This window comes from Streptomyces thioluteus (assembly GCF_039535865.1).
On the sequence record NZ_BAAAXZ010000123.1, the window covers coordinates 14,799 to 34,240 of the forward strand.

At 70.1% G+C, this 19,442-nt stretch carries 15 protein-coding genes and 7 pseudogenes; 12 read left to right on the top strand and 10 right to left on the bottom strand.

Annotated features, from left to right (window positions below; genetic code table 11):
- Positions 1 to 95: 95 nt before the first annotated feature.
- From ABD794_RS16170 to ABD794_RS16180, 3 genes are all read right to left on the bottom strand, one after another.
- Entirely contained in the window at positions 96 to 746 is a 651-nt protein-coding gene (locus ABD794_RS16170) for an amino acid ABC transporter permease (protein WP_344964095.1), read from the bottom strand.
- A gap of 78 nt (positions 747 to 824) precedes the next feature.
- The gene (locus tag ABD794_RS16175) at positions 825 to 1,742 is read right to left on the bottom strand and encodes a glutamate ABC transporter substrate-binding protein (RefSeq protein ID WP_344964096.1); all 918 of its coding nucleotides are present in this window, start codon (positions 1,740 to 1,742) and stop codon (positions 825 to 827) included.
- 70 nt (positions 1,743 to 1,812) lie between these two features.
- A complete protein-coding gene (locus ABD794_RS16180; RefSeq protein ID WP_344964098.1) occupies positions 1,813 to 2,589 on the bottom strand; it encodes an amino acid ABC transporter ATP-binding protein in 777 nt (258 codons plus the stop codon).
- Positions 2,590 to 2,839: 250 nt separating this feature from the next.
- Between ABD794_RS16180 and ABD794_RS16185 the strand changes: the two are divergent.
- Positions 2,840 to 3,633: pseudogene (locus ABD794_RS16185) on the top strand (IS5 family transposase).
- Between the two features lie 25 nt (positions 3,634 to 3,658).
- Here the strand turns inward: ABD794_RS16185 and ABD794_RS16190 are convergent.
- A pseudogene (locus tag ABD794_RS16190) lies at positions 3,659 to 3,805 on the bottom strand (IS630 family transposase); the annotation flags it as partial.
- A 93-nt stretch (positions 3,806 to 3,898) separates the two neighbouring features.
- Between ABD794_RS16190 and ABD794_RS16195 the strand changes: the two are divergent.
- Positions 3,899 to 4,696, top strand: coding sequence for a transposase family protein (locus tag ABD794_RS16195; RefSeq protein ID WP_344964100.1), 798 nt, complete (start codon positions 3,899 to 3,901; stop codon positions 4,694 to 4,696).
- Positions 4,697 to 4,717: 21 nt separating this feature from the next.
- Here ABD794_RS16195 and ABD794_RS16200 read toward each other — a convergent pair.
- Together ABD794_RS16200 and ABD794_RS16205 are read right to left on the bottom strand one after the other, a co-directional pair.
- Positions 4,718 to 4,837, bottom strand: a pseudogene (locus tag ABD794_RS16200) (transposase); the annotation flags it as partial.
- Positions 4,838 to 5,049: 212 nt separating this feature from the next.
- On the bottom strand, positions 5,050 to 5,502 hold the full coding sequence (locus ABD794_RS16205) for a DUF7848 domain-containing protein (protein ID WP_344964102.1): 453 nt from the start codon (positions 5,500 to 5,502) through the stop codon (positions 5,050 to 5,052).
- Positions 5,503 to 5,946: 444 nt separating this feature from the next.
- On the opposite strand from ABD794_RS16205, the gene ABD794_RS16210 reads away from it, so the two are divergent.
- Positions 5,947 to 6,888, top strand: a complete 942-nt coding sequence (locus ABD794_RS16210) for a helix-turn-helix domain-containing protein (protein WP_344964104.1) — start codon at positions 5,947 to 5,949, stop codon at positions 6,886 to 6,888.
- Between the two features lie 17 nt (positions 6,889 to 6,905).
- On the top strand, positions 6,906 to 7,112 hold the full coding sequence (locus ABD794_RS16215; RefSeq protein ID WP_344964132.1) for a DUF397 domain-containing protein: 207 nt from the start codon (positions 6,906 to 6,908) through the stop codon (positions 7,110 to 7,112).
- An 88-nt stretch (positions 7,113 to 7,200) separates the two neighbouring features.
- Here the strand turns inward: ABD794_RS16215 and ABD794_RS16220 are convergent, their stop codons facing one another.
- Entirely contained in the window at positions 7,201 to 7,743 is a 543-nt protein-coding gene (locus tag ABD794_RS16220) for a hypothetical protein (RefSeq protein WP_344964105.1), read from the bottom strand.
- Positions 7,744 to 8,275: 532 nt separating this feature from the next.
- Here ABD794_RS16220 and ABD794_RS16225 point away from each other — a divergent pair.
- Together ABD794_RS16225 and ABD794_RS16230 are read left to right on the top strand one after the other, a co-directional pair.
- Positions 8,276 to 8,980 (top strand): response regulator transcription factor, encoded by a 705-nt coding sequence (locus tag ABD794_RS16225; protein ID WP_344964107.1) that lies wholly within the window; start codon positions 8,276 to 8,278, stop codon positions 8,978 to 8,980.
- Between the two features lie 11 nt (positions 8,981 to 8,991).
- On the top strand, positions 8,992 to 10,404 hold the full coding sequence (locus ABD794_RS16230; RefSeq protein WP_344964109.1) for a sensor histidine kinase: 1,413 nt from the start codon (positions 8,992 to 8,994) through the stop codon (positions 10,402 to 10,404).
- On the opposite strand, the gene ABD794_RS16235 is transcribed toward ABD794_RS16230, so the two are convergent.
- Positions 10,383 to 11,378 carry a TAXI family TRAP transporter solute-binding subunit gene (locus ABD794_RS16235; protein ID WP_344964111.1) on the bottom strand — a complete coding sequence of 332 codons (996 nt, stop codon included), beginning with the start codon at positions 11,376 to 11,378 and terminating at the stop codon, positions 10,383 to 10,385. The genes ABD794_RS16230 and ABD794_RS16235 overlap by 22 nt on opposite strands.
- A 171-nt stretch (positions 11,379 to 11,549) precedes the next feature.
- On the opposite strand from ABD794_RS16235, the gene miaB reads away from it, so the two are divergent.
- Both miaB and ABD794_RS16245 read left to right on the top strand, forming a co-directional pair.
- Complete coding sequence (gene miaB / locus ABD794_RS16240; RefSeq protein WP_344964113.1) at positions 11,550 to 13,076, top strand: tRNA (N6-isopentenyl adenosine(37)-C2)-methylthiotransferase MiaB; 1,527 nt, start codon at positions 11,550 to 11,552, stop codon at positions 13,074 to 13,076.
- Positions 13,077 to 13,125: 49 nt separating this feature from the next.
- Complete coding sequence (locus ABD794_RS16245) at positions 13,126 to 13,836, top strand: class III extradiol dioxygenase subunit B-like domain-containing protein (protein WP_344964115.1); 711 nt, start codon at positions 13,126 to 13,128, stop codon at positions 13,834 to 13,836.
- A 64-nt stretch (positions 13,837 to 13,900) separates the two neighbouring features.
- Here the strand turns inward: ABD794_RS16245 and ABD794_RS16250 are convergent, their stop codons facing one another.
- Both ABD794_RS16250 and ABD794_RS16255 read right to left on the bottom strand, forming a co-directional pair.
- Positions 13,901 to 14,146: an antitoxin gene (locus tag ABD794_RS16250; RefSeq protein ID WP_344964134.1), complete on the bottom strand. Its 246-nt coding sequence runs from the start codon at positions 14,144 to 14,146 to the stop codon at positions 13,901 to 13,903.
- Between the two features lie 36 nt (positions 14,147 to 14,182).
- Entirely contained in the window at positions 14,183 to 14,431 is a 249-nt protein-coding gene (locus ABD794_RS16255) for a hypothetical protein (RefSeq protein ID WP_344964117.1), read from the bottom strand.
- Positions 14,432 to 14,613: 182 nt separating this feature from the next.
- Here ABD794_RS16255 and miaA point away from each other — a divergent pair.
- The 4 pseudogenes from miaA (at position 14,614) to ABD794_RS16275 (ending at position 19,371) form a co-directional block, all read left to right on the top strand.
- Positions 14,614 to 15,553 (top strand): annotated as a pseudogene (gene miaA / locus ABD794_RS16260) (tRNA (adenosine(37)-N6)-dimethylallyltransferase MiaA).
- A 107-nt stretch (positions 15,554 to 15,660) separates the two neighbouring features.
- Positions 15,661 to 16,111, top strand: a pseudogene (locus ABD794_RS16265) (hypothetical protein).
- A 64-nt stretch (positions 16,112 to 16,175) separates the two neighbouring features.
- Positions 16,176 to 17,061 (top strand): annotated as a pseudogene (gene dapF / locus ABD794_RS16270) (diaminopimelate epimerase).
- A 181-nt stretch (positions 17,062 to 17,242) separates the two neighbouring features.
- Positions 17,243 to 19,371 (top strand): annotated as a pseudogene (locus ABD794_RS16275) (RelA/SpoT family protein).
- Positions 19,372 to 19,442 lie beyond the last annotated feature (71 nt).

Here is a 19,442-nt window from a genome sequence, read left to right on the forward strand (position 1 = left end):
AGGAGGCCGACGATGGCGAGGACGGAGACCGCGCCGTAGACGCGGTTGCGGATCCGGGCCCTGGGTCCGGGGGGCGTCGTAGAGGACGTTGGCGCTCATCGGGCCACCTCCAGCCTGTTCTCCAGCAGCCGGAAGATTCCGCTGATGGCGAAGGTGATGATGAGGTAGCAGAGGGCGATCCAGAGGAAGATCACATAGATGTTGTACCCCTCGTCCGCGTTCAACTGCTTCTGCAATGCGGCTAGTTCCGCCACGTTGAAGCCGGAGGCGATCGCGGTGTTCTTGGCGAGGGCGATCATCAGGCTGCCCAGCGGGGGTATCGCGGTGCGGGCCGCCTGGGGCAGCACGATCTGGCCGAGGGTCTGGGTGAAGGTCATCCCGATCGAGCGGGCGGCCTCGGCCTGGCCCACCGGCACGGTGTTGATGCCCGAGCGCACCGCCTCGCAGACGAAGGCCGAGGTGTAGCAGCCCAGGGCGAGCACGGCGAGCCAGAACGAGTCCCAGCCCTTGAGGCCGAGCGCCGGCAGCCCCAGGGTGACGGCCAGGAAGAGCAGCACGAGCGGGGTGTTGCGCAGCAGCGTCACCCACGTCGTGCCGAAAGCGCGCAGGGCGGGCACCGGCGAGACGCGGAACCCGGCGATGAGGATGCCCAGGACGAGGGCGAGCAGGGCGCTGGACGCCGTCAGTTCGACGGTGCCCAGGAAGCCTTCGCGGAATTCCGCGAAGTGGTCCGACAGAACGTTCACGTCAATTCTCCGGGGTCACGGGGCTCTCCGGGGGGCCCGGGGCCGCGGCGGCCGGGCCCGGCCGGGCCCGGGACCGCCTCAGTAGCGCTCGATGGCGGGCGGGGCCGGGGCCTCGCTGCCGGAGCGGCCGAGGGTGGCGTCGTACGCCTTCTTCCAGTCGCCGTTCTTCTCGTGCGCCTCCAGGGCCTTGTCGACCGCCTCGCGCAGCGTCTTGTCCTCCTTCTTCAGGCCGATGCCGTACGGCTCCTTGGAGAACGGCTTCCCGACGACCTTGAGGCCCTTGTTCTGGGCCGCGTACCCCTTGAGGATCGCGTCGTCCGTGGTGACCGCGTCGACCGTGCCGTTGACCAGCTCCTGGACGCAGAGCTGGTAGCCCTGCTGGGCCTTGACCTCGGCGGCGCCGTACTTGGCCTCCTTGATCCGCTTGAGCGGGGTGGAGCCGGTGACGGAACAGATCTTCTTGCCCTTGACGTCGTCCGGGCCCTTGACCGAGCTGTCGGACTTCACCAGCAGGTCCTGCCCGGCGACGTAGTACGGGCCGGCGAAGCCGACCTGCTTCTTGCGCTCGTCGTTGATGGTGTACGTGCCGACATACAGGTCGACGCCGCCGGCGGCGATCTGGGTCTCGCGCGCCTCGGAGGGCACGGTCACGAACTTGATGTGGGCCTCGTCGAAGCCGAGACCGGCCGCGACCATCTTGGCGATCTCTACGTCGAAGCCCGAGCGCGTTCCCTTGCTGGGGTTCTCGAAGCCGAGCCCGGGCTGGTCGGCCTTGGTGCCGATGGTGATCGTCTTGCCCTTGATCTTCTCGAAGACGGGTGAACCCTTCACCTCCGCCGCGGAGTTGACCTGGTACTTCGGCGGTGCGGGCGCGGAGGATCCGCTGCTCGCCCCGTCCTTCTTGTCGTCGGGGCTGCCCTCCTTCCCGCAGGCGGTCGCGGACGCGGTCAGCGCCACCACCACGGCGGCCGCTGCGACGGTCTTGCGGAGCTTCATGTGCCCATCCTTTACACGGGGGAAGCGGGGAGCCGGCGGTGCGGAATCAGCAGATCCGCGGTTCAGCGGTTCAGTGGTGCAGGATCTTGGAGAGGAAGTCCTTGGCCCGGTCGCTGCGCGGGTTGCTGAAGAACTGCTCCGGCACGGCCTCCTCGACGATGCGGCCGTCGGCCATGAAGACCACGCGATCGGCGGCGGAGCGGGCGAAGCCCATCTCGTGGGTGACGACGACCATCGTCATGCCGTCGCGGGCGAGTTGCTGCATGACCTCCAGCACCTCGTTGATCATCTCCGGGTCGAGGGCCGAGGTCGGCTCGTCGAACAGCATCACCTTCGGATCCATGGCCAGCGCACGGGCGATGGCCACGCGCTGCTGCTGGCCGCCGGACAACTGCGCGGGGTACTTGTCCGCCTGGGCGGCCACCCCGACCCGTTCGAGCAGCGTACGGGCGGTGGCCTCCGCCGTCGCGCGGTCCTTGCGGCGGACCTTGGTCTGCCCCAGCGTCACATTGGCCAGCACAGTCTTGTGGGCGAAGAGGTTGAAGGACTGGAAGACCATGCCCACGTCCGCCCGCAGCCGGGCCAGTTCGCGGCCCTCCTGGGGCAACGGCCTGCCGTCGATGGTGATGGAGCCGGAGTCGGGCGTCTCCAGCCGGTTGATCGTCCGGCACAGCGTGGACTTGCCGGAGCCCGACGGGCCGATGACGACCACGACTTCGCCGCGTGCGATGGACAGATCGATGTCCTGCAGCACGTGCAGCGCGCCGAAGTGCTTGTTGACCTTGTTCAGGACGACCAGGGGGTCCGCCGCGGGGCCCGTGCTGTCGTTCACCGGTGCTTGGCTCATCGGCGTTCCACGCTCCGTCCTCCTCGGTTGAGAGGACAGTAGTGAGCCGCCACGACCAGCGTCATTACATCTGAGCGGAAATTGAGCATAACGATCTGGGCTCTGACCGACACCGAGCGTAGGGGGTTGGGATGCCCGATGGACCAGGTCGCTGCCTAGCAACGCCTGACAGGATGAGGCTGGTTGTCGCTGGTGGCCGTGTCTGACGGGTGAGTTGAGCGCTGTCCGGCTCGTGGGGGCATCGCCATGGTTGGTGTCGGACGAGCTGTGGGAGCGGATCGGGCTGCTGCTGTCCTGCAGGCAACGGCGGTTCCGGCCCCCGGGCCGCAAACCGCTGTCGAACCGGCAGGTGTTGCACGGAATCCTGTACGTGCTGCACACCGGGATCCAGCGGGAGTACCTGCCGGCCGAGCTCGGCTTCGGCTCGGGCGCGATGCGCTGGCGGCGCCTGCGGGACTGGAACGAGGCCGGGGTATGGCAGCAACTGCATGAAGCACTCCTGGCTGAGCTGAACGCGGCAGCCAGGCTGGACTGGCCCCGCTGCGTAGCCGACTCCAGCCAGGTCAGGGACCCAAAAGGGAGCTTGCGACGGGCCCGTCGCCGGTCGACCGGGGTCGGGTCTACTCCAAGCGCCACCTGATCACCGACGGGCACAGCGTCCCGCTCGCGGTCATCCTCACCGGAGCCAACTGCAACGACGTCACCCAGTTGCTGCCCCTGCTCAACGCAGTCCCACCCGCGCGGGGCGCGCTGACTGACCTCGCCGTAAGTCGGACCGCTCTTCGCCGACCGGGGCTACAACCACGATATCTACCGCGACCACGTGCGGGCCCGAGGGATCGTGCCCGCCGTTGCCCGGCGCAGCACCCGCAACGACACTGGACTGGGCACGTACAGCTGGGTAGTTGAGCGAAGTTCTGCCTGGCTGCACGGCTTCAAACGCCTCCGCATCCGCTGGGAGTGATGAGCCGACACCCACAAGCCTTCCTCCGTCTTGCCTGCTGCCTGATCACTCTGAGACAGAGCAACTCATTCTGTTACTGACCTTTAAAGGGTGGTGTCGTGGTGGTCAGGTCGTGTTTCGGGTCAGTCCGGTGCCGGTGAGGCAGCCGTCGATGAGGTCGCTTCGGTACTGGATGACGCGTAAGCCCGTCCGGAGGGTCCGGGCAAGGTGGTCGGGGTTGGTGAAGGCGGTGTTGGCCAGTGAGCTCTTCCGATCGTGACCGGTGTGGGTGACGAAGGGGCCGTAACGAGGCGAAGCTCCTTGCCGTTGCAGAGGCGTCAACCAACCTGCGGAGCAAGGAGCTTCGTGGTCACTTATCGTGCCACCCTCGACCTGCCCGGCGACCTCGTTTCCTGGCTGGAGAACCTCATCGCCACTCGAAGGAGCGAACTGGGCGGCTCCTGGCGCAAGCTGACCTCCTACGACCAGGCGGTCATGGTCCTGGTCCACCTGGCCAACGGTGACGCCTTCGCCCGTCTCGGCACCCACTTCGGCGTCAGCACCGACACTGCTTGGCGCTACGTCAACGAAGGCATCGACGTCCTGTCCGCACACGCGCCCACCCTCGCCGATGCCGTCCAGGCCGCCGGTCCCCGGCGTCGCCTGCTGCTGGACGGCACTCTGATCCGCACCTGGCGCTGCGCGGCCCAGGCCACCGAGGACAACGACGACCTTCTGTACAGCGGCAAGCACCACGACCACGGCGTCAACGTCCAGGCGCTGACCAGCGTGGAGGGCGAGCTTGCCTACCTGGGGCAGGCGCGGCCCGGATCGGTCAACGACCTGCCCGCCGCCCGCGGGGACGGCATCATCGCCGCCGTCAGCGACGCCGACGTGGAGACCACCGCTGACCTGGGCTACCTCGGCGCCGGCGGCACCATCCGGACCCCGGTCCGCCGCCCGAAAGGCAAGAGCCACAACGGCTGGGAAAAGAAGGGCAACTCCGCCCATGCCAGACTCCGCGCGCCCGCCGAGCGGGCCTTCGCCGTCCTCAAACGCTGGCGGATCCTCGACCTCGTACGCATCAGCCCCAACCGCATCACCAGACTGCTCCACGCACTCCTCGCGTTGATCCAGAAACGCACGTCACTCGCCAGGGCGTAGATCGGAAATGCTCAGTGGTCCGCGCCGCAGGAGGGACCAGATACCCTCGACCGGGTTGAGGTCGGGTGCGTAGGGCGGCAGTTGGTAGACGTGCAGCCAGTCCCGTTCGGCGGTGAACTTGCGCATGCTGGCGGTCAGGTGGGTGGTGAAGTCGATCCGAGGCGCGGTTTCGGTCTCGTCGACCGGCCCGTTTCCCCGGACCGCTTCCCGCACCCGGCGTGCCCGTTCCCGAGCCCCGGGCGCTCCACAAGCCCTGTTCAGTGCCTGTGTGTTGCGTAAGTGCGAGAGGGAGTGCACGAACGTTGTGAGGCTCGGGCCCACTGTCGAGGATGGGTCCCGAGCCTTCGTCTGGTTTACCTTACGAGAGTTGCCCGCCAAAATCGGTGAATGATCTCGCGATAGCCGGTGTGGGAGGGGGTGCGTCTGACGTGCCTGAAGGCCCAATCCCGAGCCGTTTCGAAGTCCTCATCTGCCCCGGAGATGGCTCCGCAGGTGGTGCACTCCAACTCGTGGACGATCGCGGGGGCCTCTGAAGCTGTCTCAGGAGTGATGGCCCAGTCGGCGAACCGGATCACGGTAAGGACGCTCACTTCCTCTCTTCCTGACTCGGCGTTCGCGGCTTTGACCTTGGCGCTCAGGACTTCGTCCGTGGTTGCCTGTCGAATGTTGCTCAACTCTGAGCCCCATGCCAGCCCGCCTCGCACCGGCCGGAGCCGGAGGCGGCTGCGATCGCAGGACATCACCTGACCAACCTTGTCCCGGGCGATGTCTACGACGTAGGAGCCGGTTGGTGGAACGGTGTTCATCGCTCCACCTCGTCGACCTGTGGTCGGCGGACGATGTTGAGGCCGTGTACTGAGGGGACGAGGACGTACTCGTCGCTGGTCTGGATCGGGGCGAGTTGTTCGCAGCCGCAGCGACGCTGCGGGGCCTGTTCGGGAACGTGTCGGCTGGCCGTTGGGGTCGGTGTGGTCGGGCGGAGCGTAGTTGCCGGGGGGATCTCCAGAGCGAGGCCAAGAGTCTTCCTTAGCCATCCGAACCACCGGAAGATACAGTCGTGCATGTCAGCGCTCCTTCTTAGCGTTGGCCACGCCCCGGGGCCGGTAGGACGGTCGCCGGGGTTTGACTTTGGGCATGACTGGGCCACCAACGATCACCTAACTGTGATGACGCTGTGACAGTTGGCGACTGGGTGCTCAGGATGCACTCTCCGAGTGGTCGTGTGCAAGCTATGAGGATGCATAGCGTGCATGTGCGAACTTGCCTTGCAGCAGGGGTGGTTGCCGGACAGAATCGCCGTTGCCTCGTATGGAGATGAAGGGTTGGTGCGGATGCCTCCGAAGCGTCAGTTGCCGACGGTCCGCCTGCGGCGACTTGCCGCAGAGCTGCGCCGCCTACGCAAGACTGCGGGTCTGACTAGGGAAGACGTCACCAGGCAGACAGGGATCAACACGGCGACGCTCTACCGGATCGAGACGGCCAGGGTTCGGCCGCAGCAGCGGACCCTGGCAGCCCTCCTCGATCTGTATGGAGTGGGCTCGAATCAGCGTGGCGAAATTGTGGCGTTGTCGCAAGGCGTCAGTTCGCCGGGTTGGCTGCGTCCTTATCACAGTGAACTACCTGAGGAATATACTGCCTACATCAGTTTCGAGGCTGAGGCTCATACTGTACGCAACTATGAATCGCTATTCATCCCTGGTCTTCTGCAGACCGAAGGCTACGCGCGGGCTGTGGTCAGAGGTGTTTTGCCGACGGCAAGTGCCAGAGAAGTTGAGCAGCGGGTGCAGGCTCGGATGGAACGCCAGGCAGTGCTCGCTGAAACCGGCCGGCTGAATCTCTGGGCAATCATGGACGAGGCGGCCTTGCGGCGCATGGTCGGCGGGCCTGCGGTGCTGCATGAGCAGATGAAATGGCTCACGGCTGTGGCTGGGGAGCCGCAAGTGACGCTCCAAATCATCCCGTTCAGCGCAGGGGCGCACGCAGGTATGCCCGGTTCGTTCGTGCTCATGGGTTTCCCGGATGTCGAAGATCCAGAAATCATCTACATCGACAGCATGGCAGGTGATTTGTTCCTGGAAACCGAAGCCGACGTTCGTCGGTACGGCGAAATCTTCGACAGCCTTTGTGCAGTTGCGCTTAGCCCCAGCAACTCATCGAAGTTGATTGCCGAGTTGGCCAGGGAGATGCAGTGAGGGAAAAGAAATCCGATGTGGGTGGATTGAGATATGCTGCAGGCATATGGTGGAAGAGTTCTTACAGTAGTGGCAACGGTCAGTGTATCGAAATCTCTTATAAGGGTGCGGTGGTAGCGACGCGCGACAGCAAGGATGCTTGCGGTACAGCTGTCTCCTTTGAGCGTGGTGCCTGGAATATTTTTGTCAGTCACATTAGGGCTGGCCTGCCCGCCTCCACCTGACCAAGTGGCTTGCGTAATGCCCCAACCGTGCTCCACGGTCGGGGCATTACACGAGGGTATTCGTTCAGCCTATGCTGAAGTGTGTGGTTCAGTCGATGGTGGGTGAATCATTTATGCCTCCCCAGTAGGATTCACCCTGGTTGTGAAGCCGGTACTTGACGTACCCTCCTCCGGACCAGCCTCCCCTGGAGGACGACCCGTCGACGCTTGTGTCGCAGTACTGCGGTAGATTTTGCATGCGATTGAGGTCGTATGCGATGTTGCAGTATGCCTTGAGGCCGGCATTGCCGTTCTTGTTGAGGGCTACCGCAACCTCGAACTTGTCGAACAGTGGCGGGCCGCTGAGATCCCCCCCAGTGTCGCCCACTGCCCCGACCAAGGCGGCGGCCTTGTGGCCGTTACCGGTTTTCTCGACGCACATCCGTACATATACCTTGATGGGTACTTTGCCACCTATTGTGCTGGCGTAGAAAACTTTGGAATTGCTGAACATAGGACTGCATGACGAGCCCTTTACGTTCGCGTCAGCCTGGGCGGAAGGCGTGACGAGAAGAACTGGTGCTGCTGCCAGTGCGGTTATTGTGGCAGCCCACCGGATGGCTTGAGACCTTTTGGGTGCGGTTGTGCTCATGTAGGGTCTCCTTTGTTTTGTTTGACGGCTTGCATGGGATTGTGGCGGGTCTGATTTAACTCGCGAGTTGACTCTTTACTAGGGCGGCAGGCTTGGTCGAATGGGTGCCTCGGTGAGGCCCCTAGCCTGTTGTGACCTCATCGTCCGTGTTTTGGGCCAGCGATGGGAGTTTCATGAGGATTTCTTGTGCCCTGTGGTGCCGAAGGAAAGGCAAGCATGGGTGAGTGGAAAATTCACGATCGAAACGAGCCAATGAGTGGATGGCTGAGTTGCTCTGGTCGGTCATATTGGTGCGATGATGAAGCCAGGATCCTGGGGATATGCGGCCTATGTTGAAAAGAGCTGATGTGGCCGCGTAAGTGTGGTCTGTCGCTAGAGTGTAGGTTCGAGAGGGTGGTGAGATCACGCACCAGCTGGGTGTTGGAAACGCTGGATGCGGTGCCCCCTTGACGTGTCCGCTGTTTATCGGCGTGGATGCAGTGTTGCGTTGTGGTGGCGTGCTGCAGTGTGCAGGGCAGCCGGACGGAGGACGATGAGACTGCTGCTCGTCGAGGACGACGACCACGTCGCCGCGGCCCTGTCGGCCGTCCTGGCGCGGCACGGCTTCGCCGTCACCCATGCCCGCAGCGGTGAGGAGGCCCTGCAGGCGCTCCTGCCGGGCGACGGCGCCCCGTTCGGGGTGGTCCTGCTCGACCTGGGCCTGCCCGACCAGGACGGCTTCGAGGTCTGCGGCAGGATCCGGCGGTCCACCGGCACCCCCGTCATCATGGTCACCGCCCGCGCCGACACCCGTTCCAAGATCCACGGCCTGAACCTGGGCGCCGACGACTACGTCGTCAAGCCGTACGACACCGGTGAACTGCTCGCCCGCATCCACGCCGTGGCCCGGCGCACCCCGGCCACCGAGGGGCGCGCACGGCCGTCCGCGGGCTCCCCGGAGAGCGAACTGCGCCTGGGGTCGCTCACCATCGAACTGTCCACCCGCCGCGTCTCCGTGGACGGCCTCGTCGTTCCCCTCACACGCAAGGAGTTCGACCTGCTGGCCCTGCTCGCCCGGCGGCCCGGCGTCGTCTTCCGCCGGGAACAGATCATCAGCGAGGTGTGGCGCACGAGTTGGGAGGGGACGGGACGGACCCTGGAGGTGCACATCGCCTCGCTCCGCGCCAAGCTGCGCATGCCCGCGCTCATCGAGACCGTCAGGGGCGTCGGTTACAAAATCGTCGTTCCCGCCGTCTGACGGCCCCGCCCGTGCGCGCCCGCCTCCTTCCGCTGCTCATCGTCCTCATGGCCGGTGTGCTGCTCGCCCTCGGCCTCCCGCTCGGCGCCGGCCTGGCCGCCGTGGAGCAGCAGCGCGTCGTCGTGGACCGGGTCGACGACACCGCCCGTTTCGCCGCGCTGGCCCAGTTCGTCGTCCTCCAGCCATCCGGGGCGGACGACCGGACGGCCACCCTGGGTGCCGAACTCACCCGCTACGAGGAGCTCTACGGCATACGGGCCGGGGTCTTCCGCCGCGACAGGACCGCCGTGGCCGCCGCCCCGGACGGCTGGCGGGTGCCGGACCGCGGGGAGGGCCGGCGGGCGTTCGACGAGGCACTCGCCGGGCGGCGCAGCCACGACCCCGCCCAGGTCTGGCCCTGGCGCCACGGCCGGCTCACCGTCGCCTCGCCCGTCATCCGGGACGGCGACGTCGTCGCGGTCGTCGTCACCGACTCGCCCACCGGAGCGTTGCGTTCGCGCATCCTGCACCGGTGGCTGCTGCTGGCCGCGGGCGAGACCGCCGCGATGCTGCTGGCCGTCGCCGCCGCGTTCCGGCTCACCGGCTGGGTGCTGCGGCCCGTGCGGATCCTGGACGCCGCCGCCCACGGCATGGCCGAGGGCCGTCTCCAGGCGCGCGTCGCGGCCGACAGCGGACCGCCGGAACTCCGCCGCCTGGCCCGGTCGTTCAACGAGATGGCGGACGACGTCGAGGACGCCCTGGAGCAGCAGCGCGCCTTCGTCGCCGACGCCTCGCACCAACTGCGCAATCCGCTCGCGGCCCTGCTGCTGAGGATCGACCTGATGGCCCTGGACCTCCCCGAGGGGCACGCGGAGATCGCCTCGGTGCGCGCCGAGGGCAAGCGGCTGGCCCGGGTCCTGGACGACCTCCTGGACCTGGCGCTGGCCGAACACACCGCCGCCGACCTGAAGCTGACCGACATCGCCGCGCTCGTCGCCGACCGGGTGGGCGCCTGGAGCCCGGTGGCCGGCCGCGAGCAGGTGGCCCTCGGCTACACGGGACCGGCCGCCGTCACCGGCTGGGCCGACCCGATCGCCCTCTCCAGCGCGCTGGACGCGGTCGTGGACAACGCGCTGAAGTTCACGCCCGCCGGATCCCGCGTCGAGGTCTCCCTGGCCGTCGTCGGGGACCGGGTGACCGTCACCGTGGCCGACGAGGGCCCCGGGCTGACCGAGGAGGAACTCACCCGCGTCGGCGACCGCTTCTGGCGCAGCGGGCGTCACCAGAACGTCTCCGGTTCCGGCCTCGGCCTGTCCATCTCCCGCGCCCTGCTCACCGCGGGCGGCGCCGCCCTCTCGTACGCGCCGAACGCGCCGCACGGGCTGCGCGTGACGATCCGGGTGCCGCGCGAGCGGCCGCAGGATCAGGGCTTGCCCGACACGTAGTAGCGGCGCGCCCCCGCGTGCAGGGGGAGGGGATCGGTGAAGACCGCCGTGCGCAGGTCGACCAACTGGGCGGCGTGCACGACCTGTCCGATGCGGTCCCGGCTGCGGATCACCGTGCGGGTGACGCCCTCCGTCAGCGCCGCGTCCGTCCGGTCCGTGGTGACGAGGAGGTTCGCGACCGCGACGGTCTTCACGGCCTCCGTGACCGTGCCCGGGTAGGCGTCCGGCGGCATCACGGCCGCCCGGTAGAAGCGGCCTCCCGGCCCCAGGTCGCGCAGCGGCCCGGTGAGGTCGGCGAGCGGGACGAAGCGGATGGGGATCTCCGTGCCGAGCCTGCGCAGGGAGGTGGTCGGCAGCCCGCCGGACCAGAAGAAGGCGTCGACACCCCCGTCGCGCAGCATCCCGGGCAGGGTGTCGATGCCGGCCTTGACCGGGGTGACGTCCCGCTCGAAGTCGAGCCCCCCGGCCGTGAGCATCCGCCGGGCGATCAGCTGCACCCCGGACCCGTCCGCCCCCACGCCCACCTTGAGCCCCTTGAGGTCGCGCACGGACCGCACGGGCGCCCCCTTGCGCACCACGAGGTGGATGTAGTCGTCGTACAGCCGGGCGCAGGCGCGCAGCCGGTTGCCGCCCGGGGACCCTTCGTCGACGTACGTGGCGACCGCGTCGGCCGTCGCGATCGCGAAGTCGGCCTCGCCGGACATGACCTGGCGCAGGTTGTCGACCGAGCCCTTGCTGTGCCGCACCCGCACCTCCAGCGCGGGGAGGTCGCGGGCCAGATCGTCCTTGAGCATCGCGCCGTACTTGGCGTACACCCCCGAGGGGGTGCCGGTGGCGATCGACATCCGCCCGGAGGGCGACGGCGTTCCCTCCGGTGTCACCAGCCACCACGCCAGCAGGGCGCACAGCACGGCGGTCACGGCACTCGCCTGGACGGCGCGGCGCCTGCCGAGGTGCGGGATCCGGGGGGCCATGGGCGGATCCTGCCAGCCCCGGGGCCGGGCGGCCAGGGGTGGGACGTGTCCGGTAATGATCGGAAACGGCCGGGGGCCGGGACCCCGGCACCGCGCCGGCGGCCCCTCGGCGGGCGCCCGCCCCCGGCACTGGCGGCGGAGTGCACTCCGGCACCCCCTTACCCTTGAGGAATGACCAGCAGCAGCGACCGGAGCCAGGCAGTGGACGTCAAGGGAACGTACGAGGTACGCACCTACGGGTGCCAGATGAACGTCCATGATTCCGAACGGCTTTCCGGCCTGCTGGAGGACGCCGGCTACGTGCGGGCGCCCGAGGGCACCGCGGAGGGCGACGCCGACGTCGTCGTCTTCAACACCTGCGCCGTGCGCGAGAACGCCGACAACAAGCTCTACGGCAACCTGGGCCGGCTGGCGCCGATGAAGGCGCGGCGCCCCGGGATGCGGATCGCCGTCGGCGGCTGCCTGGCCCAGAAGGACCGGGACACCATCGTCACCAAGGCCCCCTGGGTCGACGTCGTCTTCGGCACGCACAACATCGGCAAGCTGCCCGTGCTGCTGGAGCGCGCCCGCGTCCAGGAGGAGGCCCAGGTCGAGATCGCCGAGTCGCTGGAGGCGTTCCCCTCCACGCTGCCCACCCGCCGCGAGAGCGCCTACGCGGCCTGGGTCTCGATCTCCGTCGGCTGCAACAACACCTGTACGTTCTGCATCGTGCCCGCGCTGCGCGGCAAGGAGAAGGACCGCCGGCCCGGCGACATCCTGGCCGAGGTCGAGGCGCTCGTCGCCGAGGGCGTCACCGAGATCACCCTGCTCGGGCAGAACGTCAACGCCTACGGTTCCGACATGGGCGACCGCGAGGCCTTCTCCAAGCTGCTGCGGGCCTGCGGGAACATCGAGGGCCTGGAGCGCGTCCGCTTCACCTCGCCGCACCCGCGCGACTTCACCGACGACGTGATCGCCGCCATGGCCGAGACGCCGAACGTGATGCACCAGCTGCACATGCCGCTGCAGTCCGGCTCGGACACGGTCCTCAGGGCGATGCGCCGCTCGTACCGCCAGGAACGCTTCCTCGGCATCATCGAGAAGGTGCGCGCCGCCATGCCGGACGCGGCCATCTCCACCGACATCATCGTGGGCTTCCCCGGCGAGACCGAGGAGGACTTCGAGCAGACCCTGCACGTGGTCCGCGAGGCCCGCTTCGCGAACGCCTTCACCTTCCAGTACTCCAAGCGCCCCGGTACCCCGGCGGCGACCATGGACGGGCAGATCCCCAAGGAGGTCGTGCAGGCGCGCTACGAGCGCCTGGTGGCCCTCCAGGAGGAGATCTCCTGGGAGGAGAACAAGAAGCAGGTCGGCCGGACGCTGGAGATCCTGGTGGCCGAGGGCGAGGGCCGCAAGGACGACGCCACGCGGCGCCTGTCCGGCCGTGCCCCCGACAACCGCCTTGTGCACTTCACCAAGCCGGACGAGCCGGTCCGCCCGGGCGACGTGGTCACGGTCGAGATCACCTACGCCGCCCCGCACCACCTGCTGGCCGAGGGCCCGGCCATGGGCGTGCGCCGCACCCGCGCGGGCGACGCCTGGGAGAAGCGCAACGCCGCGGTGGCGGAGAAGCCCCGGGGCGTGATGCTCGGCATCCCGACGATCGGCGCGCCCGCCCCGCTGCCGGCGCCCGCCGCCCCGGGGTGCAGCCTCGCCTGACCCGGGCCTGATGCGGCGGCGGGCACCGCGCGGGGCGTATCGTTCCCGCATGCTCGTCGCCGCCGCCGTGTGCCCCTGTCCGCCGCTGCTCGTCCCCGAACTGGCCGCCGGGGCGGCCCCGGAGCTCGACGCCCTGCGGGCCGCCTGCCTGGACGCGGTGGCCGTGGCGGCCGCCGCCCGCCCCGACCGGCTCGTCGTGGTCGGGCCCGCCGCTTCGCCGCACGACGGCCGCTACCCGCAGGGCGCCGTCGGCTCGTTCCGCGGCTTCGGGGTGGACCTCGACGTCCGCCTCGGCCGGGACGGCACCGCGGGCGCCCGGCCCCTGCCGCTGTCGCTGGCCGTCGCGGCCTGGCTGCTGGAACGCACCGGCTGGTCGGCCGCGCCCGTCGAGGGCCTGGCGGTGGCCGAGTCGCTCGACGCCGACGACTGCCTGGCCGCGGGCCGTGAACTGGCCGCGGGCGAGGGCCGCGTCGCCCTCCTCGTGACGGGCGACGGCAGCGCCTGCCGCACCCTGAAGGCCCCCGGCTACCTGGACGACCGCGCCGAACCCTTCGACGCCGCCACGGCCGCCGCCCTGGGCTCCGCCGACACCGCGGCCCTGGCCGGCATCGACCCGGAGCTCGCCCTGGAGCTGCAGGCCGCGGGGCGGGCGCCCTGGCAGGTGCTCGCGGGCGCCGCGGAGGGCGCCGGGCTGCGCGGCGGGCTGCTGTACGACGAGGCCCCGTACGGGGTCGGGTACCACGTGGCCGCCTGGTCCTGACTCCTCCGCGTACGGCGACGGCCGCGGAGCGGTGTGCCCCGCGGCCGTTCGCCGGTACGGATCGTCAGGAGGTGCCCTTGTCGCCCCGGGCGGATCCGCCGTCCTGCTCGGCGAGCCGCTCCAGGGCCTCCTTGGCCTTGCCCGTGCCGGTCCGGATCTGGCTGCTGTACTTGCCGTCGGTCTTGGTGTCGACCACCTGAGCGGCCTTGTCCAGACCCTGCTCGATCTTGTCCCCGTGCTGCTGCACGAGGTCGCCGACCTTGTCCTTCACCGGACCGAGCTTGGCCTTGAGATCGTCGAACAGGCCCATGGGCACCTACCCTCGTTTCGTTCCGCGCGCTGCGCGCTACTTGCGGGCGCCCTCGCCGGCCTCGCTGTCGGCCGCCTCCTCGGCGGACTGCTGCTTGGGGATCTCGACGCCCTCTCCCCCCTCAGCGGCCGCGTCGCCGGCCGCGGACTCCTCCGCCGGGGCCGCCTTCTCGGAGGCCGCCTCCGGAGCGGCGGCGGTGTCGGAATCCGCCGTCCGGGTGTCCGCCGTGACCTCCTCCGTTGACGCCTGCGACGGCTTACGGCGAAGCCAAGAAAACACGCCCATATCTACTCCATTACCTTACTGGTGTGAGCGAAATCCCGGATCGCCCGGTGCGTCCCCTTGCGCCGCTCCCGGGCTCCGGCCCGTTAACCGGCGGTCGGAACCTCGCAACAGGCAACGAGGCCGGGGGCGGCGCGTCACGTCGCTCGTTCGAGCGGCGGTCTGAGGTTTGCGAGACTGGTGCGGTGAGAAAAGCAGCCCCCGCACCGCAGGTCATCGCCGTCGTCGGCCCCACGGCGGCCGGCAAGTCGGACCTCGGTGTCGCGCTCGCGCGGCACCTGGACGGCGAGGTCGTCAACGCGGACTCGATGCAGCTCTACCGGGGGCATGGACATCGGGACCGCCAAGCTGACCCTGGAGGAGCGGCAGGGGGTGCCGCACCGCCTGCTCGACATCTGGGACGTCACCGAGGCCGCGAGCGTGGCGGAGTACCAACGGCTCGCCCGCGCCGAGATCGACCGGCTGCTGGCCGAGGGGCGCACCCCCGTCCTGGTCGGCGGCTCCGGGCTCTACATCAAGGGCGCCGTCGACGCCCTGGAGTTCCCCGGCACGGACCCGGCCGTCCGCGCCCGCCTGGAGGACGAACTGGCCGAGCACGGACCGGGCCTTCTGCACGCCCGGCTGGCCGCCGCCGACCCGGAGGCCGCCCGCGCGATCCTGCCCGGCAACGGGCGGCGCATCGTCCGCGCCCTGGAGGTCATCGAGATCACCGGCAAGCCCTTCACCGCCAACCTGCCCGGCGAGACGGCCGTCTACGACACCCTCCAGATCGGCGTCGACGTCGCGCGCCCCGAACTCGACGAGCGCATCACCACCCGCGTGGACCGGATGTGGGAGGAGGGGCTCGTGGACGAGGTCCGCGCGCTGGAGCGCGCGGGGCTGCGCGAGGGGCGCACCGCCTCGCGCGCGCTGGGCTACCAGCAGGTGCTCGCCTTCCTCGCCGGCGAGTGCACCGAGCAGGCCGCACGGGACGAGACCGTCCGCGCCACGAAACGTTTCGCACGCCGTCAGGACTCCTGGTTCCGGCGGGATTCCCGGGTCCACTGGCTCAGCGGAGCCGCCGGGGACCGGGCGGAACTCCCGGGTCGCGCGCTGGCGTTGGTCGAACGGGCGGTCACAGCCTGATCACGTGATGGCATCGGGAAGCGCCACGTGTCATCGAGGCCTTCCGGGGGCGTGCCATCATCAAACTTCGATCGAGCCGTGAAGTCCGGTTGGGAGGGCGCGTGGCGATGGAGGCCGGCCCCCGCGACAGACCGCAGCCGCCGCCCCGCGGCGAGAGCGGGGCGCTCTCCCCGGACGGTCCCGAGGACACCGGGGCGCCCGCGCCGGACGCGGCCGCGCCCCGCGTCCTTCCGCGAGCTGCGCCCCCCGCGCCGGCTCCGCGCCTGGCAGCTCGCGCCGATCGTCGTGCTCGCCGCGCTCGGCTCGCTGATGTTCGCCTTCCCGCTGGCCTTCGAGTTCGGCGACGGCGGGCCGGTCGTCGCCATGCTCGGCCTGCTCATCAGCGGCTGCGCCGCCGGCTGGGGCGTGATGGCGGCCCGTCGCGTCGGCTACACCTGGCCCGGCCTGCCGCAGCGCGGCTCGGGGCGGCGGCCCGACTGGCGTTACGTGGCCTCGTACACCGCCGTCGTCCTGGTGGTCGCCGTCCTGGCGGTCTGGCGCGTCGCCCGGCTGCGCTGAGGCCCCTCGGCCGGGGGCGCCGCCCGGCTGGGAGGCGCCGCCCGGTGGCCCGTACCATCGAACCGTGAGCACCGCACAGACCGCCTTCCTCAAGGGCCACGGCACCGAGAACGACTTCGTGATCATCCCCGACCACGACGGGCTGATGGAGCTGTCCCCGGCCGCCGTCGTGCGGCTGTGCGACCGGCGTGCCGGCATCGGGGCGGACGGCGTGCTCCGGGTGGGTGCGCTCCGCCGCGCACCCCGAGGCGCGGGCGATGGCCGCCGAGGCCGAGTGGTTCATGGACTACCGCAACAGCGACGGCAGCATCGCCGAGATGTGCGGCAACGGCGTCCGCGTCTTCGCCCGTTACCTCCAGTGGGCCGGTCTGGCCGAGGAGGGCGACGTGCCCGTCGCGACCCGGGCGGGCGTGCGTCGCGCGCACATCGCCAAGGCGGGCCCCGACGGGACGCCCGGCGAGATCACCGTCTCCATGGGCCGGGCGGCGCTCCCCGGGGGCGACGTGACCGTCACCGTCGGAGAGCGCAGCTGGCCCGCGCGCAACGTGAACATGGGCAACCCGCACGCCGTCCTCTTCGTCGACGACCTGGCCGACGCCGGCAACCTGTACACCGCTCCCGCGGTGGCCCCAGCGGCCGCCTACCCGGACGGCACCAACGTCGAGTTCGTCGCCGACCGCGGCCCGCGCCACGTGGCGATGCGGGTGCACGAGCGCGGCTCCGGCGAGACCCGGTCCTGCGGCACCGGCGCCTGCGCGGTGATGGTCGCCACGGCCCGCCGGGACGGCCTGGACCCGGCCGTCGCCGGGCACCCCGTCGCGTACACCGTGGACCTCCCCGGCGGCCGGCTGGTGATCAGCGAGCTCCCGGACGGCACGGTCGAGATGACCGGTCCCGCGGTGATCGTCGCCGAGGGGCGCTTCGACACCGCCTGGTTGACGGCCTCCTGACGGTCCGCCGCCACCCGCCTCCGGTCCGGTCACCGTATTTCCGTACACGCGACTCGCTCGAATGGGTGATCCGGTTCACTCTGGGCGAGAGGGGGTGAGCGGTGCGTGATGGGGTCGGTAGCATCAAGCACCCGGTCCGGAGGCGTGAGCCCACCGCCGGTCGAGGCTGCCGGAGGTGCCCATGAGCGCAGAGGCCACGAACGAACGTGCTCCCCGCCGCAGGCGCGGCCGCCGGATCGACCTGAGGCGGCTGGGGCGCGCGCGGCCCTCGGCGGTTCCGGCGCCCGTGACCGCCTCCCCGATGCCATCGAGCACGTGGCGAAGGCGCACCGGGCCCACCACCCCGGCGCCGACCTCGACATCCTGCGCCGCGCCTACGAGCTCGCCGAGACCTCCCACCGCGGCCAGACGCGCAAGAGCGGCGGCCCGTTCATCACCCACCCGCTGGCCGTCACCCTGATCCTGGCCGAACTGGGCGCCGAGACCACGACGTTGACGGCCTCGCTGCTGCACGACACCGTCGAGGACACCGAGGTGACGCTCGATCAGGTGGGGCGGGAGTTCGGCGCGGAGGTGCGCTTCCCTCGTCGACGGTGTCACCAAGCTGGAGAAGGTCGACTACGGCGCCGCCGCCGAGCCCGAGACCTTCCGCAAGATGCTCGTGGCCACCGGCAACGACGTCCGCGTGATGTCGATCAAACTCGCCGACCGGCTGCACAACATGCGCACGCTCGGCGTCATGCGGCCCGAGAAGCAGGCCCGCATCGCCAAGGTCACCCGCGACGTGCTGATCCCGCTCGCCGAGCGGCTCGGCATCCAGGTGCTCAAGGCCGAGCTGGAGGACCTGGTCTTCGCCATCCTCCATCCCGAGGAGTACGCCCGCACCCGGGACGTCGTCCGCGCCCACGCCGGCCGCCCGGACCCGCTGGAGGCCACCGCCGTCCGGGTGCGCGCGCCGTGCTGCGCGAGGCCGGGGTCGGCGCCGAAGTCCTCGTCCGCCCGCGGCACTTCGTCTCCGTGCACCGGGTGCGGCTCAAGCGCGGCGAGGTGACCGGGGCGGACCTGGGGCGCCTGCTCGTCCTCGTCGCGGAGGACGCCGACTGCTACGCGGTCCTCGGTGAACTGCACACCTGTTTCACGCCGTTCATCTCGGAGTTCAAGGACTTCATCGCCGCCCCCAAGTTCAACCTCTACCAGTCGCTGCACACCGCCGTGGCGGGGGAGTACGGCGAGGTGGCCGAAGTCATCGTCCGCACCCACCAGATGCACCGGGTCGCCGAGGCGGGCGTGATCGCGCTGGGCACCCCCTCCGCCGCCGAGCCGCCCGACGACGCGTGCGAGGAGCGCTCCGACCCCACCCGTCCCGGCTGGCTCTCCCGGCTGCTGGAGTGGCAGCGGGCCGCTCCCGACCCGGACACCTTCTGGACCTCCCTCCACGACGAGCTGGCCCAGGACCGGGAGATCACCGTCTTCCGCGCCGACGGCGGCACCGTGGGCCTCCCGGCCGGCTCCAGCTGCGTCGACGCGGCGTACGCGCAGTACGGCCAGGGCGGCCACAGCTGCATCGGCGCCCGGGTCAACGGACGGCTGGTGACGCTCAGCACGGTCCTGCGCGACGGGGGACACCCTGCACCTGCTGATGTCCCCGGACACCGCCTCCGGGCCGTCCCGCGACTGGCTGGAGCACGCCCGTACGCCCGCGGCGCGGATCGCCATCGGCCGCTGGTTCGCCACCCACCCGGTGGACGGGCCCGCCGCTTCCCCGGCGGAGGACCGGCCCCCCGGCGGCGCGGGCCGCGCCGCGGCCGGCGGGCCCCCGCCTCCCGCACCCCCGTCGCCGTCGTCTGCGACGAGGAGGGGTTCGCCGCCGCGCACGCCCGGCTGGCCGGCTGCTGCACCCCCGTCCCCCCGGACGAGGTCACCGGCTTCGCCGTGCGCGGCCGGGCGGTCACCGTGCACCGCGCCGAATGCCCGGTGGTGGCCCGCATGGTCACCGCCGGGCGGCGGCCGGTCCGCGTCCACTGGCGCGACCCCGCCGGACCGGGATCGGGGGACTGCCGGGTGACGCTGCGCGCCGAGTCGTTCAGCAGGCCGCACCTGCTCGCCGATCTGACGGAGGTCATCGCCGCCCAGGGCGCCGCCGTGATCTCCGCGGCCGTCGAGCCGCCGCACGAGCAGCGCGTCCGCCACACCTACACCCTCCAACTGCCCGACGCCGCCCACCTGCCGGAGCTCATGCGGGCGATGCGCCGCGTCCCGGGGGTCTACGACGTGGGCCGGGCGGGCCGCCCCGCGGCGGCGTCCCTCTGACCCACGTCCCTCCAGTAGAGGGGTCCTCCAGCAGAGGGGTCCTCCAGTACAGGGGCTCTCCAGCACAGGGG